24 protein-coding genes and 1 pseudogene are annotated in these 25,051 nt (G+C 43.8%); 10 read left to right on the top strand and 15 right to left on the bottom strand.

Going from position 1 to position 25,051, the window contains the following annotated elements:
• Positions 1–61: 61 nt before the first annotated feature.
• The 8 genes from murI to JRG66_RS05230 all read right to left on the bottom strand — a co-directional run bounded on the left by murI (position 62) and on the right by JRG66_RS05230 (position 8,049).
• On the bottom strand, positions 62–850 hold the full coding sequence (gene murI / locus JRG66_RS05265; RefSeq protein ID WP_265164747.1) for a glutamate racemase: 789 nt from the start codon (positions 848–850) through the stop codon (positions 62–64).
• Between the two features lie 62 nt (positions 851–912).
• Complete coding sequence (locus JRG66_RS05260; RefSeq protein ID WP_265164746.1) at positions 913–1,422, bottom strand: OmpH/Skp family outer membrane protein; 510 nt, start codon at positions 1,420–1,422, stop codon at positions 913–915.
• A 58-nt stretch (positions 1,423–1,480) separates the two neighbouring features.
• Positions 1,481–2,284, bottom strand: coding sequence for an OmpH/Skp family outer membrane protein (locus JRG66_RS05255; protein WP_265164745.1), 804 nt, complete (start codon positions 2,282–2,284; stop codon positions 1,481–1,483).
• A 33-nt stretch (positions 2,285–2,317) separates the two neighbouring features.
• On the bottom strand, positions 2,318–5,011 hold the full coding sequence (bamA, locus tag JRG66_RS05250) for an outer membrane protein assembly factor BamA (RefSeq protein ID WP_265164744.1): 2,694 nt from the start codon (positions 5,009–5,011) through the stop codon (positions 2,318–2,320).
• Complete coding sequence (gene uppS / locus JRG66_RS05245) at positions 4,944–5,684, bottom strand: undecaprenyl pyrophosphate synthase (RefSeq protein ID WP_265164743.1); 741 nt, start codon at positions 5,682–5,684, stop codon at positions 4,944–4,946. The genes bamA and uppS overlap by 68 nt, the downstream gene beginning before the upstream one ends.
• A gap of 1 nt (position 5,685) precedes the next feature.
• Positions 5,686–6,402 carry a type IX secretion system protein PorG gene (gene porG, locus JRG66_RS05240; RefSeq protein WP_265164742.1) on the bottom strand — a complete coding sequence of 239 codons (717 nt, stop codon included), beginning with the start codon at positions 6,400–6,402 and terminating at the stop codon, positions 5,686–5,688.
• Between the two features lie 103 nt (positions 6,403–6,505).
• The gene (locus tag JRG66_RS05235; protein ID WP_265164740.1) at positions 6,506–7,390 is read right to left on the bottom strand and encodes an NAD kinase; all 885 of its coding nucleotides are present in this window, start codon (positions 7,388–7,390) and stop codon (positions 6,506–6,508) included.
• 2 nt (positions 7,391–7,392) lie between these two features.
• On the bottom strand, positions 7,393–8,049 hold the full coding sequence (locus JRG66_RS05230) for a CBS domain-containing protein (protein WP_265164738.1): 657 nt from the start codon (positions 8,047–8,049) through the stop codon (positions 7,393–7,395).
• A gap of 88 nt (positions 8,050–8,137) precedes the next feature.
• Between JRG66_RS05230 and JRG66_RS05225 the strand changes: the two are divergent.
• The 10 genes and pseudogenes from JRG66_RS05225 to JRG66_RS05180 all read left to right on the top strand — a co-directional run bounded on the left by JRG66_RS05225 (position 8,138) and on the right by JRG66_RS05180 (position 17,544).
• Positions 8,138–8,853 (top strand): annotated as a pseudogene (locus JRG66_RS05225) (pyridoxine 5'-phosphate synthase).
• Positions 8,853–9,620, top strand: coding sequence for an alpha/beta fold hydrolase (locus tag JRG66_RS05220; RefSeq protein WP_265164736.1), 768 nt, complete (start codon positions 8,853–8,855; stop codon positions 9,618–9,620). The pseudogene JRG66_RS05225 and the gene JRG66_RS05220 overlap by 1 nt, the downstream one beginning before the upstream one ends.
• A 106-nt stretch (positions 9,621–9,726) precedes the next feature.
• Positions 9,727–10,974 carry an OmpP1/FadL family transporter gene (locus JRG66_RS05215; protein ID WP_265164735.1) on the top strand — a complete coding sequence of 416 codons (1,248 nt, stop codon included), beginning with the start codon at positions 9,727–9,729 and terminating at the stop codon, positions 10,972–10,974.
• Positions 10,975–10,987: 13 nt separating this feature from the next.
• Entirely contained in the window at positions 10,988–12,574 is a 1,587-nt protein-coding gene (locus JRG66_RS05210) for an SGNH/GDSL hydrolase family protein (protein WP_265164733.1), read from the top strand.
• Positions 12,575–12,664: 90 nt separating this feature from the next.
• Positions 12,665–13,006, top strand: a complete 342-nt coding sequence (locus JRG66_RS05205; protein ID WP_265164732.1) for a phage holin family protein — start codon at positions 12,665–12,667, stop codon at positions 13,004–13,006.
• Positions 13,007–13,091: 85 nt separating this feature from the next.
• The gene (gene tig / locus JRG66_RS05200) at positions 13,092–14,405 is read left to right on the top strand and encodes a trigger factor (RefSeq protein WP_265164731.1); all 1,314 of its coding nucleotides are present in this window, start codon (positions 13,092–13,094) and stop codon (positions 14,403–14,405) included.
• A gap of 126 nt (positions 14,406–14,531) precedes the next feature.
• Positions 14,532–15,209 (top strand): ATP-dependent Clp endopeptidase proteolytic subunit ClpP, encoded by a 678-nt coding sequence (gene clpP, locus JRG66_RS05195; RefSeq protein WP_265164730.1) that lies wholly within the window; start codon positions 14,532–14,534, stop codon positions 15,207–15,209.
• 48 nt (positions 15,210–15,257) lie between these two features.
• On the top strand, positions 15,258–16,490 hold the full coding sequence (gene clpX, locus JRG66_RS05190) for an ATP-dependent Clp protease ATP-binding subunit ClpX (protein ID WP_265164728.1): 1,233 nt from the start codon (positions 15,258–15,260) through the stop codon (positions 16,488–16,490).
• 159 nt (positions 16,491–16,649) lie between these two features.
• A complete protein-coding gene (locus JRG66_RS05185) occupies positions 16,650–17,090 on the top strand; it encodes a VOC family protein (RefSeq protein WP_265164727.1) in 441 nt (146 codons plus the stop codon).
• 1 nt (position 17,091) lies between these two features.
• The gene (locus tag JRG66_RS05180) at positions 17,092–17,544 is read left to right on the top strand and encodes an SRPBCC domain-containing protein (RefSeq protein WP_265164725.1); all 453 of its coding nucleotides are present in this window, start codon (positions 17,092–17,094) and stop codon (positions 17,542–17,544) included.
• A 560-nt stretch (positions 17,545–18,104) separates the two neighbouring features.
• Here JRG66_RS05180 and groL read toward each other — a convergent pair.
• From groL to miaB, 7 genes are all read right to left on the bottom strand, one after another.
• The gene (gene groL, locus JRG66_RS05175; protein ID WP_265164724.1) at positions 18,105–19,742 is read right to left on the bottom strand and encodes a chaperonin GroEL; all 1,638 of its coding nucleotides are present in this window, start codon (positions 19,740–19,742) and stop codon (positions 18,105–18,107) included.
• 109 nt (positions 19,743–19,851) lie between these two features.
• Positions 19,852–20,127 (bottom strand): co-chaperone GroES, encoded by a 276-nt coding sequence (locus JRG66_RS05170; protein ID WP_029038864.1) that lies wholly within the window; start codon positions 20,125–20,127, stop codon positions 19,852–19,854.
• Between the two features lie 147 nt (positions 20,128–20,274).
• Positions 20,275–20,613, bottom strand: coding sequence for a preprotein translocase subunit SecG (secG, locus tag JRG66_RS05165; RefSeq protein ID WP_265164721.1), 339 nt, complete (start codon positions 20,611–20,613; stop codon positions 20,275–20,277).
• 5 nt (positions 20,614–20,618) lie between these two features.
• Positions 20,619–21,473, bottom strand: coding sequence for a DUF8458 domain-containing protein (locus tag JRG66_RS05160; RefSeq protein WP_265164720.1), 855 nt, complete (start codon positions 21,471–21,473; stop codon positions 20,619–20,621).
• Positions 21,473–21,979, bottom strand: a complete 507-nt coding sequence (gene lptE / locus JRG66_RS05155) for an LPS assembly lipoprotein LptE (protein ID WP_265164719.1) — start codon at positions 21,977–21,979, stop codon at positions 21,473–21,475. Before lptE ends, JRG66_RS05160 begins: the two co-directional genes overlap by 1 nt.
• 29 nt (positions 21,980–22,008) lie before the next feature.
• Positions 22,009–23,265, bottom strand: coding sequence for a sigma-54 interaction domain-containing protein (locus JRG66_RS05150; protein ID WP_265164718.1), 1,257 nt, complete (start codon positions 23,263–23,265; stop codon positions 22,009–22,011).
• A 162-nt stretch (positions 23,266–23,427) separates the two neighbouring features.
• Entirely contained in the window at positions 23,428–24,873 is a 1,446-nt protein-coding gene (gene miaB, locus JRG66_RS05145; RefSeq protein ID WP_265165408.1) for a tRNA (N6-isopentenyl adenosine(37)-C2)-methylthiotransferase MiaB, read from the bottom strand.
• Positions 24,874–25,051 lie beyond the last annotated feature (178 nt).

Below are 25,051 nucleotides of genomic sequence, written 5' to 3'. Positions count from 1 at the left end.
TGGCAAAAATACGATTTTCTGTTCGTTTTCTGGTGCTTATTTAGAACGATTCAATTTGCAGTTAGAAATCCATAAAACTGACTTTAAAAGAATTTTGAGGAGCCGGGATGATGTTTCTAAGAATTTCAGGATCGCCATTGCTGAAGAATTCGGGGATTTTTTGCTGTTCTGCAGTGAGCAGGTCAAGGCTTTGCAGAACAACACGGGTTTGTTTGGCAACGGCCATGCCCGAATCTATGATCTGCACGTGGGGCGGAAGTATTTTCTTGAGGGTGGGGATTAGGTAAGGGTAGTGGCTGCAGCCCAGCACGAGGTAATCTATACCGGCTTTTACCATGGGCTCCAGCAGCTGGGAAAGCATACCCTGCACAACCGGGGCATCTTTTTGCCCCTGTTCAATCTTTTGCACAAGGCCTTTTCCTACCACCTCAACGATCTTGTTATCTTTGGAATATAGATCTGACGCCTTTGCGAAAAGTGTGCTGGAGAGCGTTCCTTTGGTGGCCAGGATCCCAATGCACTTGGCGCGGGTTTGTAAAGCAGCAGGTTTTATGGCAGGTTCAATCCCAATGAACGGGATGTTATAAGAAGTTCTCAAATGCACTATGGCGTTTGTGGTAGCGGTGTTACAGGCCACCACAATGATTTTGGCGCCCATGTCGAGCAATTTCTCGGTGTTCTTTACACTTAGCCTTACAATTTCCTCGGGAGGCTTTTCTCCATAGGGAGCGTTGGCGCTGTCGGCTAAATAAATCGTGTGTTCCAGGGGGAGCAGGTGGTGGATCTCTTTCCAGATGGAGGTGCCGCCCACCCCCGAATCAAAAATACCTATAGGCTTGTCTTTGCTCATTCCTGTAAAAATAAAAACTGCGCATCAATGATGCGCAGTTTTTACAGAATATTTTGGTGGAATTAAATTCCGAGTTCTTTTTTAACGTCTGGCATTAAGTCATAACCATCGGCCATAAGAAGTCCGGTTCCGGTAGTAGAATCAAGCACATAGTCATATCCTTTTGCACGGGCTACTTTCTGAATAGTGGTGCGGGCTTTTTCAAATACCGGCTTAAGTAGTTCTACTTCCTTTTGACGAAGATCCTGCTCGGCAGTCTGACGGTACTCCCCTATAGATCTTTGAGTTTGTTGAAGCTCTAAAGCTCTTTTCTGGTTCTCTTCGTCTGTCTTGGTCTGAGCTTCAGACTCATATCTTTTCATGGTTCCTTGAGCTTCAGTAACCATCTCTTTAATTTGAGTATCATAGGTTTTCTGAAGTTTTTCCAACTGGTTCATTGCAGCTTTGTAGCCTGGCATTTGCTCAATCAATTCCTGTGAAGCGATATGCGCTACCTTTGATTGTGCATTTGCAAAAGAAGTTGCTCCAAAGATTAAAGCTACAGCTATTAGAAGGGTCTTGAATTGTTTCATGTTTAAAATTGATTATTTAATTGTTGAATTATTTGTTGTCTAAGTTTCTTATATCCTGTTAATTATTCCTGATTTCTTCTCTGGCCTTTGCAACGGAATCTTTCTTTCTCTGGCGTTCTTTGAGAATCTCTTCCCGGCGCCTCTCTGCCTCTTCATTTTTCGCGGTTCGAATAGAATCCCTTAGTCTTCTTCGTTCCTCAAGCAAAGCCTCTCTTTCCTGTTTTCTCTCCAGTTGCAGCTGCTCTCTTTCTGAAAGCACCTCTTCCTCTTCAACAGTTTTGGCTTCCTGTCTTATCAGCTCTCTTTTTTCCTGCCGCGTTTCCAGTTCTCTTCTGTTTGAGGCCCTGGTAATGCTTCTTAGTACCTGGTCGCTCACATCAAGCCTGTCTGCCGCAAAAAGGGTCACTACGTCTGCCGACTTGTCAAAGATAAGATCATAATCCCGGTTTTTGGCAATTTCCTGAACTGCTACGAAAACCTGATCCTGAATTGGTTTTACCAACTGTAGCTTTTGCGTGATGAAATCTCCGTTGGGACCAAATCTTTTTTGCTGATAGTCCAGTATCTTTTTCTCTTCAAATCTTATTTCATCCTCGCGGTCTTTGATCAATTCACTGGTCAAAAGAGGCCTTTCATTGGCGAGGTCCTGTTTCATTTTATCAATCCTCTTCAACTCGGTTTCCACCTCTTTCTTCCACTGCTGTACCTTTTTTTCAAGCTGGGCAGAGGCTTCCTGATATTCGGGAACGTTTTGAAGAATGTATTCCATATCTACATAACCTATTCTTACTGTTTGTTGTGCCTGCACAGCAAAACCCGAAACGAGTAAAAAAGCAAGTGGTATAAGAATGGATTTTTTCATAATTAATGGGTGTATAGAAAATACCGTGCCAAATTAAAACTGCTGTCCAATTATAAAGTGGGTCTCCCATCCGTTTGCCTTGCTCTCACCAGGAAGTGGATCAAATCCATACCCAAAGTCTATCCCAAGTAATCCGAAGGCTGGCATGAATATCCTTATTCCGGCTCCTGCCGATCTGTTGATCTGGAAAGGATTATAGTCTTTAAAATCATCAAAAGAGGCACCGGCTTCCAAAAAGGTAAGGCCATAAATAGAGGCTGTGGGTTTTAAGGTAATCGGATATCTTAATTCCAGAGAGTATTTGTTGTAGATGGTAGCACCATCATTATCTGTAGCAGTGCTCATTACGCCGCGGTCAACCGGGATAAGTGACTGGTTGGGATATCCTCTAAGGGCAATAGCTTCACGGCCATCCATGCTGTAGGTTCCCATCCCGTCTCCCCCAAGGTAAAACCTTTCAAAAGGCGGTACCCCGCGGTCATTGTTGTAAGCTCCAAGAAATCCGTATTCGGCATGAGTTCTCAAGACTAACTTGTCATACAGGTTGGTGAACCATGTACCGTTGAATTTAATTTTGTAGAATTCTAACCACTTGTATTTTTCCTGGTCAATCTTTGCCTGATCTGGTACAGGGTCTTCCCCGTCTCTCAATGGTCTTCCCTGACTGTTTATAAGTACTCCGTTCTCATTCTGAAGCTGATATTCTTTCTGGTCACCCAGGTTTGCATAATCAATGTCGTTAAACAAAGAATAAGGTGGGGTTAACTTGGCAATAATTTCAAACTTTGAACCTCCCATCGGGAAAATCGGGTTGCTGAAGGTGTTGTCGCGGGTGAGCCCCAGGGTGAGTGAGAAGTTATTGGAATAACCGTCACCAAAGGTAAATAGTCCTGTGTTGTAGTTGCTCAGGTTATAGTGCTGAAAAGCAACTGCCGTAGAAAGTACAAAGAAGTCATCGGGTACTGTAAGTCTTCTGGCAAGCCCCAGGGTGATCCCCGAGATTGAGAATTTACGGTCTTTATCGGCTTCACGGTTCCTGTAGTCGTAGAAATACTGTTCTGTATGCTGCAGGGAAGTTGAAAGCCTTACCGGTTTCTTTCCGCCCCACCAGGGTTCAGAAAAAGAAAGGCTGTAAGTTTGGTAATAGGTGCTTGCCTGTGCCCTTAGTGAAAGCGTTTGTCCATCTCCCATAGGCAATGGTCTGTAAGCATCTTTATCAAAAAGTCCGCTCAGCGAAAAGTTGTTGAAGGAAAGCCCCAGAGTACCTACAAAGCCTCCGCCGCCATAACCTCCCTGAAGTTCAATCTGGCTGGCCCCTGCTTCTACAACAGAATACTCTAAATCAACAGTTCCGCTGTTCTGGTCTACTTCCTTAAAATCGGGGGTCAGGTTTTCAGCATCAAAGAACCCTAGTTGGCCAAGTTCCCGCACGGTTCTTACCACTGCTTCTTTGCTGTACTTGTGCCCAGGTTTGGTTCTCATTTCCCTAAAGATCACGTGGTCTTTAGTCTTGTCATTTCCTACTACGGTAATTTCATCAAAGTAGGCAACCTTACCTTCCCTGATCCTTATTTCAAAATCTATGGTGTCGTTGTATACCTTAACTTCTACCGGGTTGATGTTAGAAAATAAGTACCCGTTATTTTGATAAAGGTTGGTAAGGTCATTTGCATCGGGTTTGGTATTGTCGGCAATTTGCTTTTCAAGCAGCACCCCGTTGTACACGTCTCCTTTGCTTATTCCCAGTCTTCTTTTTAATTCCTGGTCGGTATAAACCGAATTTCCTACAAACTCTATATCTCCAAAGAAGTAGCGGTTTCCTTCTTCAAGATCGATATGCAGTGCCACATCGTCTTCATCTACGCGAATGAGGCTGTCTGAAACTATCCTGGCATCACGGTAACCTCTTTCTTTGTATATGCTAAGCAGTTTTTGCTTGTCGGCTTCATATTCTTCAGGAATAAATTTGGAGCGTTTCCAGAACCTGAAGAATTTTTGTTCCTTGGTTTTCTTCATGGCGCGTTTTAAACGACCATCAGAAATAGCTTCATTTCCGGAGATCTCAATATCTTCGATCTTAACGCGTTCTCCCTTGTCAACATTGATCACAAGGTTAACGGTGTTCCTGTTAAGGGTATCTTCCGCAGGCACAGTATTCATGGCCACTTTTGTGTTGAGAAAACCTTCCTCTTTAAAAGTGTTCTGAATGTAGTTCTTGGTGGTGGTCAAAAGGTTTTCTGTAACCTTTGTGCCCTTGTTAAGCTTATTTTCTTTTATAAACTCTTCCTGTTTCTTTTTCTTGATCCCCTGGATTCTCACATTGGCCAGGGCAGGCACCTCCTGAATTTCCAGCTCAAGATCGGCAACATTACCCTCAATATTGGTAACATAGATGTTAACATCACTAAAGGATCCAACATCCCACAACTTTTTAAGCACTTTACTAATGCGGTCTCCGGGAATGAAGATTTTTTCGCCCTTTTTGAGACCTGTGTAGGCAATAATGGTTTGCTCGTTAAAGGAGACATTTCCTGTAACTTCTATTTCACCTATCGTGTATTCCTGGCCGTTGGCAAGTGGCAGATCCTGTGCTGCTGAAGTAAAATTTATAAAAAGGCCAAGGGCCAAAAGTGCTAATGTAGATTTTGTTTTTAAGGCACTAACTAAGTTGCTCACTTGTTTTTCCAAATCTTCGTTCTCTGTTTTGATAATTATAAATGGCTTCATACAGGTCTTCTCTCCTGTAATCTGGCCAAAGTATTTCTGAAAAATATAATTCGGCATAAGCAATTTGCCATAACAGGAAATTGCTTATGCGTTGTTCACCGCTTGTTCTTATTACCAGATCAACATCCGGAAGCTTGCGGGTGTAAAGATGCTTATTTATAACCGATTCATCAATATCTTTAGGGAAAATCTCTCCTGCCGATACTTTTTCTGAAATTTTCCTTACCATTGTGGTGAGTTCTTCCCGTGAGCCGTAGCTAAGGGCCAGGGTGAGGACCATCCTCTTGTTTCCTGAAGTCTTTTCGATTACTTCCTGTAGTTCCCGGTAAGCTTTAGATGGGAGGTTGTCCAGGCAGCCTATGGCATTAAGGGAGATGTCGTTATCCTGAAGGGTCTTGATCTCTTTTTTAAGGGAGGAGACCAAAAGCTTCATAAGGGTATCCACTTCAATTTTTGGCCTGTTCCAGTTTTCCGTAGAAAAAGCATAAAGGGTGAGGTTTTTTACCCCAATCTCTGCGCAGCCTTCTACTACTTCCCTAACAGCTTTGGTGCCTTTTTCATGACCCTTAACGCGCATTAATCCCTGCTTTTTTGCCCACCTGCCGTTGCCATCCATTATTATGGCAATGTGCCTGGGTAATTTTGAAGGATCAATATTTTCTTTAAAGTTCATATTAGTATTTGTTGAAACAGCCCGACCCTCTTCCGAAATTAAATGTGAAGTAGATGCCGGTAAACACATACCAGTCGGTGGTGTTTTCATTTCCGAAATCGTACGGCTGGTAATTGCCCTCTACTTCAGAAGGACGGCTCCCATCCAGGTTGTCGGTAAAAGTATAACGGGCACCTATTTCTATTCCGGCAGCGAGAAAATTGGTGAGGGTTTGTTTGTAGCCCATCACTATAGGAAGCGAAAATTCCCAGTTATTTCCGGCTTCCTGCAGCTCATTTGCCGCAGGATTGGTATATGCCCTGTTCTTTAACATGTAATGTTTGGCAAAATAATAGCTAATGCCGGTGTAAAGATAAGGAGTTGATTGGTATGTATTGGAATGCAGGTCCCAATTCCAGAAAGTAAATTCCAATCCTAAAGAGGCTTCAGCAATATTGTTGGAAAAAGAATAGCCTCTGTCCAGGCGGCGTCCTTCATTAGATTTGGCGTCATCGGCTTTGAGTTGTGCATACAATAATGAAAACCTGAACGAATGGCGGTCACTGCGGTTCCATTTTACCAGGCCTCCAAATACGGGGGCGTTAGGATTTATGTAGGTAGTGTTGCCCACATCCCCAATATAATTTGCACCTCCTATAAAAGGGCCCACTTCAAAATTTTGGGAATATGTTTGGAAGCCGCAAAGCCCAATCAAAACCATAACAACAAGATACCTCATAGGTTTTCAAAAGTCTGCAAATATAACAATAATGTTTGCCCCACAAATAACGTCTGCGGGTTTGTGCCTTAGCAATAACAGTTTAAAGCGGGTTTTATTGTTTTTAATTTCGCTTATCTTCACCCCAAAGTAGTTTTTTTCGGAGGGTTTTTAAGAAGGTGTCACTGGTAAATTCAACTATCTTGATCTTAAAAGGGGCTTTTTTAATTGTGACGGTAGTGTTATTTTTTAAAGTTGCCAGGCGCGAATCCATCGAGACCAGGTAATCATCTGCCCGTCCCGACACCCTCAGCCTAATGCGGGTGTTGTCTTTGATCACCAGTGGGCGGGCGTTGAGGTTGTGCGGGGCAATGGGGGTAATAACCAGGGCTTTTGTGGCCGGTGTTATTACGGGGCCGCCACAGCTAAGCGAGTAGCCGGTAGAGCCGGTGGGTGTTGAAACTATTAATCCGTCTGCCCAATAAGAAGTGAGTGGTTCATCATCAAGCCAGGTGTCTATAGTGATCATAGAGGTGCTGTTCTTTCGGCTTACGGCTATTTCATTTAGCGCAAAATTGTTGCCGTGCAGTTCTTCCACTTCAGGATCGGTCATGATGCACAGCAGGGAGCGTTCAGAGATTTTGTATTCTTCTTTTAGGAGCCTGGAAATTGTAGCCCTAATTTCTTCTTTGTGAACAGTAGCCAGAAACCCCAGTCTTCCGGTGTTAATTCCCATAATGGGAATATCCAGATCGCGCACAAAATTAATCGACTGCAGTATGGTGCCATCTCCGCCAACACTTATAAAGATATCGTATGAGTTGTCAAGCTCTTTAAAGGTCTTAAAGTGCTGAAAATTTTTCTTGATCTCGTTGTTTTCATCAATAAGCCTCAGGAAGTTTTCTTCTATGGCGATCTCAATATTTTCTGAATCGAGCACGTTGAGCAGCTCTTCAATATAAATGCCTGAATTAGCGTGATAAAATTGTCCGTAAATCGCAGCCTTCATCTCTAGATGTTTAGGTATTTATCCAGGTAACGCGAACGATCCTGCAGGTCTGAAGAAAAGGAATCTTCAGGGTGTTGGGAAATTACCTCGTAACCGTACCTTCTAAAGGTTTGAAAAATGGCATTAAAAGGAACCTTTCCGGTTTTAAGGGTGATCTGGGCGCGCTCATTTTCTGTGCCCGAAACAAATGCCCCTAGAACATCTGCCCCATTAGATTCTACTATCTGGCAAACTTCACTAAAGGAGTAATCTTTAATGCCTTTTTCTACCACTATGATTCCGCCGGGGTTATTCAGAAAAGGCGATTCCGTAAATAAATTCATGATGTCTTGCAGTTCAAGGTACCCCAAGAACTGGTTGTTCTCGTCAAGAACAGGCATGATGTTAGCGTCATTTTTAGAAAAATTGTGCAGCACATCTATCCAGTTATCGGTATTTCTTACAAAAAAACCTTCCAGGGCGTACTGAAAGTCTTCTATGGGTTTACCGGCTTCAAAGATCCTCGCATCGGCCACGGGTATGCACCCCATGTAAATATCCCCCTGCATTACAGGTAAATGAGAGTAGGGGAATTCATTAAAAATCTTCAGCACTTCAGACACAGGAGTGTGAAATTGCGGAATTTTAATCTCATTGAGGATGTATGGCTGAATGTTCATTGCCCGGGGCTTTTTCTGCAAATTAATCAAAATAAAGTATTTCTTTGCTTATTCAACTTTGTATTTTTGTTGAAAACAGGTGCCAAAAATGACAAAACTAAGCGTAAATATTAATAAGATTGCAACCCTTCGAAACAGTCGGGGGGGGATGTGCCCAACCTTGTAGAGGTGGCAAAAGACGTGCAGCGGTTTGGCGGACAGGGTATCACGGTGCACCCGCGGCCCGATGAGCGACACATTAGATACCAGGATGTGCTAGACCTTAAGCCGGTGGTCACAACTGAGTTCAATATTGAAGGAAACCCCATACAGAAGTTTATGGATCTGGTATTAAAAGTGCAGCCCGAGCAGGTAACCCTTGTTCCCGATGCCGAAGATGCCATTACTTCAAATGCCGGCTGGGACACCGTAAAACATCGTGATTACCTGAAGGAGATCATTTCAGAATTTAAAAGTAAAGGCATTCGAACATCCATTTTTGTAGACCCCGATGTAGGCATGGTAAAAGCAGCTGCAAATACGGGGACCGACCGTATTGAGCTTTACACCGAAGAATATGCCAGGCAATATGCCAAAGGTAAAAAAGACGGGGTGAAACCTTATGCCTTATGTGCCGAAGCTGCCCTTGACCTGGGGCTTGGGATCAATGCCGGCCACGATCTTTCCCTGAACAACATCGAGTACTTTCAGAATAACGTCCCGGGGCTGCTTGAGGTATCTATAGGCCACGCCTTAATTGCCGAATCTCTGTACCAGGGGATGGAATATGTTATTAATCAATATTTAAGTCTATTAAGAAGCTAATGAAATTACATTCCACTATACTTGGAGAAGGACAGCCCATTTTGATCCTCCACGGATTTTTGGGCATGAGCGATAACTGGAAAACTTTGGGGAATGAATTTTCGGAGGCAGGTTACCAGGTTCACCTCATTGACCAGAGAAACCACGGGCGTAGCCCCCACAGTGAGGTGTTTAATTATACCGAACTCGCCAAAGATGTTAAAGAATATATTGAGAACTACAGTCTCAAAAATGTCATTTTAATAGGACATTCTATGGGCGGCAAAACGGCCATGACTGCTGCGGCTCTCTTTCCGCACCTCATTGAAAAACTTGTGGTTGTGGATATCTCACCCAAATATTATGCGCCGCACCACCAGCAGATCTTAAAGGGCTTAAAAGCTGTAGACGACGCTACCCTCAGTTCAAGGGGAGACGCCGATGAGGTGATGGCGCAGTATGTTCCCGAAAAAGCCGTGCGAATGTTTCTGCTTAAAAACCTGTACTGGAAGCAAAAAGAAAGGCTGGGCTTAAGGCTCAACCTCGATGTGCTAACCCGCGAGATCGAAGAGCTGGGCCAGAGCCTTCCGGCCGACTATACTTTCTCAAAACCCAGCCTGTTCATTAAAGGAGAAAAGTCTAATTACATCACTTCCGAAGACGAGGGGCTCATAAAAAAGCATTTTCCAAAGGCTACGCTCTCTGTTGTTTCTCGGGCAGGCCACTGGGTGCACGCTGAGAATAAGAAAGGATTTTATGAGCAGGTCATGAAATTTCTCTCATTTTAGGGGGTAATTTATTATGCACGCGTAATAAATTGAGGTTTTTCTTGCCTTATATGCAATTTATGCTATTTTTGAGCCATTGATCCTTTATTAATCTACACAAATTATTATGAGAAAAGTATTATTGTCAATGGTATTTGCGCTTGCAGGTGCCATAACTTATGCCGGGGGTTACCGGGTTGGGGTGCAGGGGCAGCGAGCGCTGGCCATGGGGCACACGGGAGTTGCCGTTGTGAACAGTGCCGAGTTGGGATTCTTTAATCCTGCGGGACTGGTTTATCTTGAAAATCAATTAACGATCTCTGCAGGGGTAAGTGCGGTTTTTTCTGAAGTTGCCTGGCAGAACGAAAAAACAGGGGAGAGTGCACGCACCGATAATCCTGCGGGAACACCTTTCTATTTCAATGCTTCTTATAAACTGAATGAAAACCTCGCGGTAGGCCTAAGTGTCTATACTCCTTATGGAAGTACCGTGAAATGGGAAGATGACTGGGCAGGTTCTCACCTGGTGAACAATATTGAGCTGCAGGCAATTTATATCCAGCCGCTTATTTCTTATAAAGTTGCCGATTTCTTAAGTGTTGGGGGAGGTCCCATCTTCGTAACCGGTTCAGTGAACTTTAACCGAAACCTGAGCAGAACCCTCACCGACATTGATGGTAACAGGGCAAATGTAACCATTGATGCTTCGGGGGTAAACGAATGGGGATGGTCTGCCAGTGCCCTTTTCACAGCAACCGAAGACTTCAGAATAGGAATTAATTACCGTTCAGAAATCATTATGAACGCCGAAGACGGCGATGCCGATTTCCAGAATATTCCTGATACTCCTTTGGCACCTTTTAGTGACACAACTTTTGATGCGCAATTGCCGCTGCCAGCCGAGCTTACCGTAGGACTGTCATACCAGCTCAACGAGAAATGGTTGCTGGCTTTCGATTTTAACAGGACTTTCTGGGATGTTTACGAATCTCTTGATATTAAGTTTGCAAACGGTGTGGTTTCTCAAAACGCCCGTAATTATGAAGATGCCAATACCTGGAGGTTTGGAGCGCAATACGAAGCTACAGACAGGCTTACACTGCGTGCAGGATATTATCTTGACGAATCTCCGGTACAGGAAGGCTATTTTGCTCCCGAAACGCCTCGTAATGATTCCATGGGGTTCACAGCAGGTCTTTCACTTGATGTTACTTCAAGACTGGCCATAGACGCTTCTTTCGCCTATGTGAGATTTGATGAGGTTGATGCTTCGTATGATTATTATGTTGATGAAAACAACCAAACTGTACCTTTTGGAGGCACATATAAATCTGTAGCCTTTATTCCCGGGCTTGGGGTAACTTATAAATTCTAAAAAGAAACTTATTATGAAAAATTATATAAAATATATCGGGATCCTGGCGCTGGGAATGGTTGCATGTGAACCTGAATTTGATAATCCCGTAGATGAGCAGGACGCATACAGTAATGGAGAAGCCGATTTTTCCAACTACGTGGCATTAGGAAATTCCCTTACTGCCGGATATGCAGATAACGCACTTTATATTACCGGACAGGAAAATTCCTATCCAAACATCCTCGCGCAGCAGTTCGCCAAAGTGCAGGAAACCCAGGAGTTCAGAATTCCTTTCATGGCTGATAATGCCGGGGGGCTTTTATTCGGAGGACAGCCTAATCCGAATTTTAGAAATCGATTAGTGCTTTCTATTATCGACGGAGATACCCTGCCAAAAGTCTATACCGGAATGGCACCAACTACAGAGGTTGCTAATTCCCTGTCGGGATATTTTAACAATATGGGAATTCCCGGTGCCCGAAGCTACCATTTACTGGCTCCGGGGTATGGTAATATTGAGGGGTTGGGTGCAGATCCTACTACTGCAAACCCTTATTTTGTGCGTTTCGCCTCAACTCCCGGTACAACGGTAGTTGCAGATGCAGTTGCACAAAATCCTACTTTTTTTAGCCTTTGGATTGGTAATAATGACGTATTAGGATATGCAACTTCAGGGGGTGTAGATGAAAATGAAATCACGAGTTTGGTAATGTTTCAGGGAGTATATTCCACTATCGTGAATTCTTTACTGGAATCTGGGGCAACAGGTGGAGTCTTAATAAATATTCCAAATGTGACAGACGTACCGTTCTTCACTTATATCCCAACTTCTCCTTTAGATCCGACCAATCCACAATACGGTCCAAATATTCCAACTTTAAACCAAACTTTTGCTCTTCTAAATCCAGCTTTACTTGCTTTAAGAGGAGTGACAGAAGAAACACCAGGGGAATCTGAGTTTTCGATTGAGTTCAATCCGGCGGGGGCAAGTCCTGTTATAGTTAGGGACGAGTCACTTCCAGACATTTCTCAGCAATTAAAAACAGTCCTTCAGGACAACGGTTATGATGAAGCTACAGCAACTATTTATGCTTCTCAATTTGGACAGGTAAGACAGGCTACATCAGAAGATCTAATTCCTTTAACCTCTTCAAGCGCAATTGGAGCATTGAATCAGGAAAGGTTTGAGGAGCTTGTTGAAATGGGGCTTCCTCAATCTCAGGCAGGATTGTTAGCTACAAATGGTATTACATATCCGCTGGAAGATCAATATGTACTTACTCCTTCAGAACAGGAAAAGATATCTGCCAGGACTGAGGAATTTAATGAGCACATAAAAACTGTTGCAGAGCAAAATGGTCTTGCTCATGTAGATGCTGCCGGATTGCTTAGCAAAGTAGCAACAGAGGGAATTTCTTTTGATGCCGGTACTGTAACTTCAGATTTTGTACGTGGCGGTGCTTTCTCTCTTGACGGGATCCACCTTACCCCACGCGGTTATGCTTTAGTGGCAAACAAAATCATTGAAGAGATCAACAAAACCTATAATTCAGAAGTTCCAACAGTAAACATCGGGAATTACGGAACCGTAACTCCAAACAATCAGGTGGGTAATTAATACCAATCTTCTTTAAAAATGTATTAAAACGTCGGGCTGGTCCCGGCGTTTTTCGTTCAAAGTAGTATCTTAGTGTTAAAATTAAGCCCTATGACCTTTCTTTTAAGAATCCTCCTCACCGCTGTAGTAGTGGTGTTTCTTGCGAATTTCTTACCCGGAGTAACTGTGACGGGATATGTTACCGCCATAGTTGTTGCGCTGGTATTGGCCTTACTCAATCTTATTGTAAAACCAGTTTTGGTGTTGTTGACGCTCCCCGTGACCATTCTCACCCTGGGTCTTTTTCTCATAGTGATCAACGCTATTATTATTCTATTAGTAGATGCTTTTGTGAGTGGATTCCAGGTGAGTGGTTTCTGGATTGCAGTGCTGTTTAGTATCCTGCTGTCAATAATTCAATCCATCTTTTTCTCAATTGCCGAAAGGAAATAAAGCCTTCTGAATTTCAGCTTTTTGAAACTTTGCTTGCTCTTAAAAAAGTTGTACTTTTGCAAACCAATTTTTATAAGCGCTTATAATGAATATAACGAGAGAGAACATTGACGAACTTAATGCAGTCCTCAAGGTTGATATAGCCAAAGAAGACTATAGCGGAAAAGTTGAAAAAGTCCTGAAAGATTACCGTAAAAATGCAAATATTCCCGGCTTCCGTAAAGGGCATGTGCCAATGGGAATGGTAAAGAAGCAGTACGGGAAGGCAGTTTTGGTAGATGAGGTGAACAAACTTCTTCAGGATGCCCTTAACAAATATCTTACTGAAGAAAAACTGGATGTTCTTGGAAATCCGCTTCCAAAGGAGCAGGAAAATTTCGACTGGGATAGCGACAACTATACCTTCGAGTTTGAACTTGGCCTTTCTCCACAGTTTGAGGTGAGCCTTGACAACGAGAAGCCAATTACTCATTATAACATTGTTGCCGGTGACGAGATGATCGACAACCAGGTGAAAACAATTCAGAAGCAATACGGGAAACTTGTTTCCAAAGAAACTGCCGAAGAAGGAGACCAGCTTTCAGGTACTTTTAAAAATGAGGCTGAAGGCATAGACAACAAAACTAGCTTACCTCTTGAAAAGGTCAAAAACAAGGAGCCTTTTCTTGGCGCAAAAGCAGGTGATACTGTAAAAGTGAGCACTAAAGGCCTTTTTGAAGATGATCATCAGTTGATGGATTTCCTTGAGGTGGAGCATGACAAAGCACATGGGCTTGATGTGGAGGTAGCATTTCACGTAGAGGAAGTAAACACCCAGGAGCTTGCCGATCTTGATCAGGAGCTTTTCGATAAATTATTCGGAAATGGGGAAGTAACTTCGGTAACCGAACTTAAAGAGAAGATCAAAGAAGATGCGGCCAAGCAATTTGAGCAGCAAAGCGATCAGCAATTGCTGAATGATGTTACTGAAATGTTGATCGAAAACACTCAGTTCGACCTTCCGAAGGAATTTCTTCAGAAGTGGATCCAGACTGCCGGTGAAAAGGAACTTTCAGCTGAAGAGGCGCAAGAGGAGTACGAAAAGAGCGAAAAAGGACTAAGATTCCAGCTTATTGAAGGAAAATTGATCCAGGAGCACAACCTTGAAGTGAAATTTGAAGACCTTAAAGCTTTTGCTAAAGAAAGGATCAAAGAACAAATGGCACAATTTGGCCAGTTGAACCCTGAAGATAAGGAGCTTGATGATATCGCCGCCCGTATCCTTTCCCGACAGGATGAAGTAAAACGCCTTTCTGAGCAGTTGATGAACCAGAAGCTGCTCGCCCTGTACAAGGAAAAAGTGAACCTTGAGGAGAAAGAAGTAACATACGAAGAATTTGTTAAAGAAGTTTACGAATAGAACTTCTTTTAATTAATACTTATATCTTTAAGGGCGTTAGACCAAGTGCGGTATAACGCCTTTTTTGGCAAGTAAGAGAGAGGTTTGAACCTCTTTATTTAACCTCAGTAAAACCACATAATTTCAATGGATTACGCTAAAGAATTTGAAAAATACGCTACCCGGCATCACGGGATCAACAGCAATTATTACAATAAAATTATAAGCAGCATGTACCCGCAAGGTATGACGCCCAACATTATTGAGGAGAGGCAAATGAATATCGCTATTTTTGACGTTTTCTCCCGTTTGATGATGGATCGTATCATCTTCCTGGGCACAGGGATCAGTGACCAGGTAGCCAATATCATCCAGGCGCAATTGCTGTTTTTGGAGAGTACAGACTCTTCAAAAGATATTCAGATTTATATCAACTCTCCGGGTGGAAGCGTGTACGCAGGCCTTGGAATCTACGATACCATGCAGTTCATAAAGCCCGATGTGGCTACCATTTGTACAGGTATGGCCGCTTCTATGGGAGCTGTGTTGTTATGTGCAGGTGAAAAAGGAAAAAGAAGCGGGTTGCCACATTCCCGTGTGATGATTCACCAGCCTCTTGGGGGAGCCCAGGGCCAGGCAAGTGATATCGAGATCACCGCCCGGGAGATCCTTATCCTTAAAAAGGAGCTTTATGACATTATTGCCAAACATACAGGCCAGACATACGAGAAGATCCATGAAGATAGTGATCGCGATTACTGGATGAAAGCAGATAAGGCTTTAGAATATGGAATGATTGATGAGATTCTAACAAGGGAGAAATAATTCCCTCAATAGAATACCGAAGCCTTTAATGGTTAGAAGAAAAAATTTATGGCAAAAGAAGAACTAGAATGCTCCTTCTGCGGAAGGAAAAAACCTGAAACCAACCTGCTTATCGCCGGGCTTGACGCCCACATTTGCGACCGGTGTATTGAGCAGGCCCATGGGATCGTTATAGAAGAATCAAAGCAGGACAGCTCTGGTGAGCTTTCATCTGAACTGAAACTGAGAAAGCCCAAGGCAATCAAAAGCTTTTTGGACCAGTACGTCATAGGGCAGGAGCACACCAAAAAAGTGCTTTCCGTTGCCGTTTACAACCACTACAAAAGGTTGTTGCAACCGGCCAGTAATGACGATATTGAGATCCAGAAGAGTAATATCATTATGGTGGGGGAAACCGGTACCGGAAAGACCCTTATGGCAAAGACCATTGCCAAAATGCTCAACGTGCCGCTGGCCATAGTAGACGCCACCGTATTGACCGAAGCCGGTTATGTGGGGGAAGATGTTGAAAGCATCCTTACCCGACTTTTACAGGCTGCCGATTACAATCTGGAAAAAGCCCAGCACGGCATTGTATTTATCGATGAGATAGACAAGATCGCCCGCAAGAGCGATAACCCTTCCATTACCCGCGATGTTTCGGGAGAAGGCGTGCAGCAGGCTTTACTGAAGCTTCTTGAAGGTACTACCGTGAACGTACCGCCCAAAGGAGGCCGTAAACACCCCGATCAAAAGTTCATCGAAGTAGATACCGAAAATATCCTTTTCGTTACCGGAGGGGCTTTTGATGGTATTGAAAAGAACATCAGCAAGCGGCTTAACATGCAGGCGGTTGGGTTTAGCGCTTCAAAGAACGATGAAGCCATAGAACGCGAGAACCTGTTGAAGTACATCATCCCCAAAGATCTAAAAGATTTTGGTTTGATTCCCGAGATCATTGGGCGTCTTCCGGTGCTTACTCATATGAATCCCCTGGATAGAAAAACGCTGAGGTCAATCCTTACCCAGCCCAAAAATGCCATTATCAAACAGTATCAAAAATTGTTTGAGATGGACGATATCGAATTCAGTATCACCGATGAAGCACTCGATTTTATTGTGGAAAAAGCTATAGAATACAAGCTGGGAGCCCGCGGTTTGAGGTCGCTTTGCGAAGCCATACTCACCGATGCCATGTTCGAAATGCCCGAAGGTAACACAAACCAACTGGTGGTCGATAAAGAATATGCTGAAGAAAAACTCGATAAATCGGGAATAAAGAGGCTTAAAGCTGTTTCGTAAAAACAAAAGATTATCAATAAACTCAGAAGCCACGCAACCTGCGTGGTTTTTTTGTTTCCGAAGCTCTTTTCCTGCTCCTAATTTTGGAAAATTTTAATATAACAATACAAATATTCCAGTAAATTAGTTAAGACGTATTGTTTTGTAAATCAGTTTAAAATGGAAAAATTAAATCCCTACTTAACTTTTCCCGGCAATTGCGAAGAAGCCTTCAACTTTTATAGGTCAGTTTTTGGAGGCGAATTTTCGTACATAGGAAGGTTTCGCGACATCCCTTCAGAAGAAGGCTTGTCCATCCCCGAAGACAGAATGAACAAGATCATGCATATTGCCCTGCCCCTGGGTGAAAAATGCCTGCTTATGGGCAGCGACTGCGATGATGGCTGGTGCCCCGATGTAGTGGTGGGCAACAACATCTCGCTCTCCATTAATACCGAAAGCAAAGAACAGGCCGATCAATTCTTTGAAAAGCTGTGCAGCGAAGGAAAGATCACCATGCAAATTGGCGATGTCTTTTGGGGGAGTTACTACGGAATGTGTACAGATAAATTCGGGGTCACCTGGATCATTAACTATTCAAAGCCCGAAGGCAACACCTAAAATGGAAGCTCTCGAAATACAGCTCAGCATACAGATCGCCCGATCTCAACGCTGGATTTTTGACGCCATCACAGAACCCGAAAAAATATCGTCTTACTTCATTTCTCATGCCTCCGGAAGGATGGAAGAGGGGGAGACCCTGCGCTGGACTTTCCGGGAATATCCCGAAAGTTTTCCTGTTAAAATCCTGAAGCTAAGACCTCCCGAAAATGTCATTTTTGAGTGGGATGGAGCCGAAGGTTATAAAACTACGGTAGAAATTGTGCTGGAGAAGATCTCCGATAATCAAACCCTGGTAAAGCTTACGGAAGGAAAGATGGAAGCCAGCGAGGCAGGTATAAAATGGTTTGGGGGGAATTCGGGAGGCTGGATGAATTTCCTGGACTGCCTGAAAGCCTATACCGAATACGGCATCAACCTTAGAAAAGGAGCTTTTGATTTTATGATAAAGTAAGCTGCCTGAGGAGCATCAGGGAAATGTGTTCACAAAATGACATTTTTGACACTTTAACTTCCGGAATTTTGTGGCAGGAAGGTTTTTTGTCTGGTAAAAGATTCAGGATCGCTTAGCCTGGTTAACGGCAGGCAGGCTGCAAGAACCAGGAAACCAGGTTTCTTCAGCCAGCTGATTAACAGCGATGTTTTATTTTGTTTTATGAATTTAGTACATTATTTATTCAGAAACTGAAAGCTGAGCTCCATAGCTCCATACTTTTAAATGGGCTGTATTATTAGTATTAGTGCTCTTAGCTTCTGTTTAATTTATTTAATCGGATATCCCTGGATAGGGAGTTTCTAATTATCGGATCTGGAATTGGATTTCTAAAAAAAAAAAGCCTTCCGAAGAAAAACCTTCCGAAGAAAAAGGAACCTTTCCAAAATGGCATTTTTGACGCCAGGCTGGCACAGGCTGAAAATAAAAAACCCGCTTCATTGCTGAAGCGGGTTTTCCTATAGTTGAGTGAGTCTAACTTCTCACTTATAAAATCTAAAATCTAAGATCTAACTTCCAGATTACATCATTCCTGGCATACCGCCGCCCATGCCTTGTGGCATTCCGCCACCGGCGTTTTCTTCTTTGATGTCAACCAAAGAACACTCGGTAGTAAGGATCATTCCGGCAACCGAAGCAGCGTTTTCAAGGGCTACCCGGGTCACTTTCTTAGGATCGATAATTCCGGCTTTCATCATGTCAACATAGGTGTCAGATTTTGCATCGTAACCGTAGTGGTCTTTTCCTTCAAGAACTTTGTTGATCACCACAGAGCCTTCGCCACCTGCATTTTGAACGATGGTTCTAAGAGGTGCTTCAATAGCACGGCTTACAATCTGGATTCCTGTAGCTTCATCGGCGTTGCCAGATTCAAGGCTGGCAAGCACAGCTTTTGCGCGTACAAGGGCAACCCCACCACCGGCAACAATACCTTCTTCTACAGCCGCACGGGTTGCGTGAAGGGCGTCGTCTACACGGTCTTTCTTCTCTTTCATTTCAACTTCTGAAGCTGCGCCCACATAAAGTACGGCAACACCTCCGGCCAGTTTAGCCAAACGCTCCTGAAGTTTTTCTTTGTCATAATCTGAAGTAGTGGTCTCCATCTGAGCTTTGATCTGGTTCACGCGCTCTTTGATGGCTTCATTGTCACCTGCACCGTTCACTACTGTGGTGTTGTCTTTATCAATAGCTACTTTTTCAGCAGTACCAAGCATATCAAGAGTGGCATTCTCAAGAGTGAATCCTCTTTCTTCAGAAATTACTGTACCCCCGGTAAGGATGGCGATGTCTTCAAGCATTGCTTTTCTGCGGTCTCCGAAGCCTGGAGCTTTAACAGCAGCAATTTTCAAAGAACCTCTTAGTTTGTTCACTACAAGAGTAGCAAGGGCTTCGCCGTCTACGTCTTCAGCAATGATCAAAAGTGGTTTTCCAGACTGGGCAACCGGCTCAAGTACCGGAAGCAGGTCTTTCATTGCAGAGATCTTCTTGTCGTAGATAAGGATGTACGGATCTTCAAGATCGGCAGTCATTTTCTCGCTGTTGGTAACGAAGTAAGGAGAAAGGTATCCGCGGTCAAACTGCATTCCTTCCACAACATCAACATAAGTTTCTGTTCCTTTAGCCTCTTCAACAGTGATCACTCCTTCTTTTCCAACTTTTCCGAAGGCCTGGGCGATAAGCTCTCCAATCTGGTCGTCGTTGTTGGCAGAGATAGAAGCCACCTGCTTGATCTTTTCTGAAGAATCCCCTACCTGCTGGGTTTGCTCTTTAAGGTTGGAAGTCAAAGCTTCAACAGCCTTGTCAATTCCGCGTTTTAGGTCCATTGGGTTTGCACCTGCAGCAACGTTCTTGAGGCCTTCTTTAACGATGGCCTGTGCAAGTACGGTAGCAGTGGTAGTACCGTCACCTGCGATATCATTGGTTTTGGAAGCAACTTCTTTCACCATTTGAGCTCCCATGTTCTCAAGAGCATCTTCCAGTTCAATTTCTTTTGCCACGGTCACCCCGTCTTTTGTCACTACAGGAGCTCCAAAAGATTTGTTGATGATCACGTTACGGCCTTTAGGCCCTAAAGTTACTTTTACTGCATTAGCCAGTGCATCCACTCCGCGCTTAATACCGTCGCGGGCTTCGATATCAAATTTTATTTCTTTTGCCATTTTACTTAAATTTTTTTCTCCCAAAAGCGGGAATTTGTTAGTTATTTTCTAAAAATAATGAGGTAAAAAAACCGCCGGAAAGATAGTTGGCGGCCGGGACCACAGTTAATTATACTATGGCAAGAATATCATCCTCTCTCATTATAAGGTAATCTTTACCTTCCAGTTTGAGTTCGGTACCTGCATATTTTCCGTAAAGTACACTGTCACCAACCTTAACGGTCATGTCGTGATCTTTTTTACCGCCACCTACGGCTACTACGGTACCTTTTTGAGGCTTTTCTTTTGCGGTTTCGGGAATGTAAATACCTGATGCAGTCTGAGTTTCGGCTGCGGCAGGCTCAACAAGTACTCTGTCTGAAAGAGGTTTAATGTTTAGTGCCATTTTTCAAATGTATTTTAGTTAATGAATTCTTTGTTTGAATTGCCTTATGGACGAAAATTGTGCCACTTGAAAAATGCTGACAAAAGCCAAAAAAAAATGCCAGCTTGTCATAAGCCGGCATTGATATAAGTGTGAAAAATGTCGTTTCTAGTTCTGCTCTGCAGGGGTAGTGGCAGGAGCTTCAACAGGGGCAGGGATGTTAGTCTCTACTTCAGGTTCTCCCCCCATGATCTTAGATTCGCCCACTCCGCTGCCATCCATGATGGTCACGTTAGAAAGCAGGATAAGCACAAGAAGAAGCGTAGCAAGCGTCCAGGTACTTTTATCTAAAAAATCTGAAGTCTTTTGAACTCCGCCAATCTGGTTTGCGCCACCGCCAAAAGCTGAAGATAATCCGCCGCCCTTAGGGTTTTGAACCATGATTACTACTACCAGTAGGAACGCTACTATAATGATTAGCGTTAAAAAGATTGTAAATGTGCTCATTATGCTTAACTGTTATTTTCCTGTAATTTCTCGATTGCCCGAATTTGGTCTGCAAAGAAACCACTTTTTTCCGGATTTTTCAAAATTAAAATTTTATATGCCTGGATGGCTTTTTTATAGTTTTTCTGCTCCAGGTAAACCCGCGCTAAAGTCTCTGTCATAAGGGCTTCGGGGGCTGCAAGGCTCTCTTCGGCGAGGTTGGCTTTTTTTGCCGTTTTTGACGGGGTAATCCTTGGGTTTTTTGAGATAAATTCCTCGATAAGTTCAAACTTCCGGCTCTTTTCTTCCTGTTCTTCGGAAGTTGATTCTTCACGTTTTACAGGTTTTGCCGAAGCCAGTTTCAGCCATTCAGAAAAAGAGTGGTTTTCGTTGCGGTTAAACGACAGGGGTTTCCCAATTTCGAGCGAATCATCACCTTCTCCTGAAGCCTGTTGCTCTTTGTCTTCCCTCTTCTGGAACAGCCCCGGATCAAATACCCGGGCCGATTCCTGAGATTTCATTTTCAGGGCTTTGTCGAGGGTCAGGTTTTCGTCCTCTTTGGGCTCTGTTGATACCGATTTATCTTCAAGTTGCTTTTGCTGCTGCTCCTGCTTCTTGATAGATTCGGCAATTTCATTTTGGTTGAATTCTTTTGAAGTAATAAAGTCAAAAAGCACCCCTCTGTCTGTAGTGTGAGCGGCTGTTACCTTGAGCTCCTTGTTGTAGTGCAGGCTGTTCACATTTTTGAGCCCCTTGAGCCTTACGGCACGGGCCGCCTGGAAATACGGGTATTTCTTTAAAATATCGTGCAGCGCTTTTGTCTGCTCAAAAGAAATGGCAGCAGGATTTTTAAGGATCGATATGACTTCTGCCTGTTTCATTACCAGTTTGCCAGAGTAGCATTAAAAATATCCTGAGTGATGCGGGTAAAGATCTCTTCAAGGGCTGTTGCCAGCACCGGCCCAATAAGCTGTGCACTGGCAGGATAGTCGTAGTAGAACGAGAAACGCCTGTCTAAAATGTCTTTTTCGGGATCTAAGGTGTTGTAAAACCTGAGGTTGACCACGATGGTGAGACGGTTTTGTGCGGCAGTACTTTGAGCCGTGGCACTCATGGGCGAAACGTAGTAATCTATAATTTCCCCTTCGTATACCAGGTCTCCGTTCTCATTGGTTAGGCTCAGGTTCGTCTGACTCTGAATAAGATCCTGGAGCTGGAGCGTGAAGGTACGGTCAATTCCCGGCTCCACAATTGGTGCGGCATTCTGAAAATAATTAACCTGAAAGGTTTGCGCATTCCCCACATCGGCCCCCGAAAACGAATAGATGCCACAAGATGACAGGCTGAACGAAAGCATCAAAAGAAACAAGAATTGTATTTTTTTCATAAGAGACTGGGTGTCAAAAATGACATTTTTTAAAGGTCGTATTGTTTGATCTTTCTGTACAGGGTGCGCTCGCTTATCCCAAGCTCTTCGGCGGCCGCCTTGCGTTTTCCGTTGTGGCGCTCCAGAGATTTCTTAATGAGTTCCAGCTCCTTGTCCTGGAGGGAAAGCGTCTCTTCTTCCTCAATTTCTTCAGCAAAGTAATATTTATCCTGTTTATCTGAAGGGTTTTGCTGCGGAATTTGAAGTACTTCCAGTTGTTCATCGGTTATTTCTTCAGGAATAACATCTTCTTCCTCATTATTCCCGTAGATCTTGTTGATGAGGCTTTCGTTCTCTTCCCTTACATTCTTGTGGCCATCATTTTCCATAAGCTCCAAGGTGAGCTTTTTAAGGTCGTTAAGGTCGCTTTTCATGTCAAAAAGCACTTTGTAAAGAATTTCCCGTTCATTGCTGAAGTCGTTTTCTTTCTTCTTCTCTTCGATAACCGCCGGCAGGTTACTGCCATAACCGGGAAGGTATTCCTTGAGTTTTGCGGCGTCTATGCTTCTTTCCTGTTCTAAAACTGAAATCTGCTCTGCGAGGTTCCTTAGCTGCCTCACGTTTCCATTCCAGGAATATTTTTGCAGGAGGCTTATGGCATCGTCTTCAAGGCGAATGGTGGGCATTTTGTATTTCAGGGCAAAATCGGCTGCAAATTTCCTGAAGAGCAGGTGGATGTCTTCCTTGCGATCGCGCAGCGGTGGCAGGTAGATCTCCACGGTGCTAAGCCTGTAGTAAAGGTCTTCCCTGAATTTTTCCTTTTTAATGGCTTCGGCCATATTGAGGTTGGTGGCAGCTACAATGCGCACGTTGGTCTTTTGCACTTTTGAAGAGCCTACCTTGATAAATTCGCCATTTTCGAGCACACGCAGAAGCCGTACCTGCGTGGTGAGTGGCAGTTCACCAACTTCATCGAGGAAAATGGTGCCGCCATCGGCCACTTCAAAATATCCGCTTCGGGTTTGGGTGGCACCGGTAAAAGCACCTTTTTCGTGCCCAAAGAGTTCACTGTCAATAGTACCTTCGGGAATGGCACCGCAGTTCACGGCGATGTATTTTCCGTGTTTGCGGTGGGAGAGCGCATGGATGATCTTTGGGATGCTTTCCTTTCCCACCCCGCTTTCCCCGGTAACCAGCACCGAAATATCTGTTGGCGCCACCTGCATGGCTTTTTCTACTGCCCTGTTCAGCTTCTGGTCATTTCCCAGAATGCCGAAACGCTGTTTTATTGCCTGAATACTTTCCATATTTCTAATCAAATTCCAATAAACAAGCACCAAATTCCAATAGGGGTGCGGGAAATCCTTTTAATATTAAATGTAAATCTACTGCTCAAGAAAGGATGAACAAATGTAGACCTGATATTTTCCTTAAACCTTAGCAAACCACTGCCTGCTGATCACTGCGCACTAATTATTCTCGCTATATCCAACCGCTTCTCCTATTAAAGTGGCGCTGGTGCAGTCGTTGATCTTTACGTTCACAAAATCCCCAACCTTATAATCTTCCTTCGGAAATACGGCAACGGTGTTTTGAGTGGTCCTGCCGCTCCAGTGAGCATCAGATTTCTTGGATTCTTTTTCGATCAACACCTCTACCGTCTTGCCAACAAACTGGCTGGTCCTGTAGTGGCTGTGTTTTTGTTGCAGGTTCACAATTTCTGTGAGCCTTCTTTTTTTAACTTCTTCGGGAACATCGTCTTCCAGTTTCCTGGCAGCCATGGTTCCGGGTCTTTCAGAATAGGCGAACATGAAGCCAAAATCGTACTTCACATATTCCATTAGAGACAGGGTGTCCTGGTGGTCTTCTTCGGTTTCCGTAGGGAATCCGGTGATCATATCCTGCGAAATGGCGCAATCGGGCATTAGTTTCCTGATGTTGTCAATCAACTCAAAATATTCTTCGCGGGTGTGCAGACGGTTCATGGCTTTAAGAATCCTGTCGCTTCCACTTTGTACAGGCAGGTGGATATATTTACAAATATTCGGGTACTTCGCCATGGCCTCGATCACATCGAGTGTCATATCCTGCGGATTTGAAGTAGAGAACCTTATCCTCATTTTTGGATGGGCTTCGGTCACCATCCTCAAAAGCGCAGCAAAATTTGTAGCGGTGGCCTTTTGCATTTCCGAAGCATTTTTAAAATCTTTTTTGAGTCCGCCGCCATACCACAGGTAGCTGTCAACATTTTGTCCCAAAAGGGTGATTTCCTTAAAGCCTTTTTGTGCCAGGTCATTCACTTCTTCCAGAATACTTTGCGGGTCGCGGCTTCGCTCTCTTCCGCGGGTAAAAGGTACCACGCAGAAAGTACACATATTGTCGCAGCCCCGCGTGATAGAAACAAAGGCTGAAACGCCGTTGCTTTGCAGGCGCACGGGAGAAATATCACCGTAGGTCTCATCTTTGGAAAGTATCACGTTCACCGCATTGCGGCCTTCTTCCACTTCATTGATGAGGTTTGGCAGGTCTTTGTAGGCATCGGGGCCTACCACCAGGTCTACAATTTTTTCCTCTTCCAGGAACTTTGCTTTAAGGCGTTCGGCCATACAGCCAAGCACCCCCACTTTCATCCCGGGGTTGATCCTTTTTACCGCGTTGTATTTTTCAAGTCTCTTGCGTACCGTTTGTTCTGCTTTATCTCTAATTGAACAGGTGTTGATAAGCACCAGGTCTGCCTCCTCGAGGCTTTGTGTGGTGTCAAAACCTTCTTTTGCAAGTATTGAAGCCACGATCTCACTGTCGCTAAAGTTCATCTGGCAGCCGTAGCTCTCAATCATCAGCTTTTTCCCATTGCCCTTTTGAGGCTCCATTACCAGTGTATTTCCCTGCTGTTTTTCGTCTATAATCTTCTCCATAATTCCAAAAAATGCCTTAGGCAATTGAACGGGCAAAGATACAGTTTTAGTTGGTATGTGACAAAGTGACAGGAGGAAATTCTGAAAGGCTTCTTCGGAAGGAGTGGGGGCAAAAGAGAGAGCCAGGTTATGAGGCTTCAAAAATGGCATTTTGAAAGGTATTTTTCAGTTTCTAAGG

Origin of the sequence: Salinimicrobium tongyeongense, assembly GCF_026109735.1 — a bacterium.
GTDB classification, from domain to species: Bacteria; Bacteroidota; Bacteroidia; order Flavobacteriales; family Flavobacteriaceae; genus Salinimicrobium; species Salinimicrobium tongyeongense.
The sequence above is the reverse complement of the archived record's forward strand: the minus strand, read 5'-3'. Positions and strand labels throughout refer to the sequence as shown.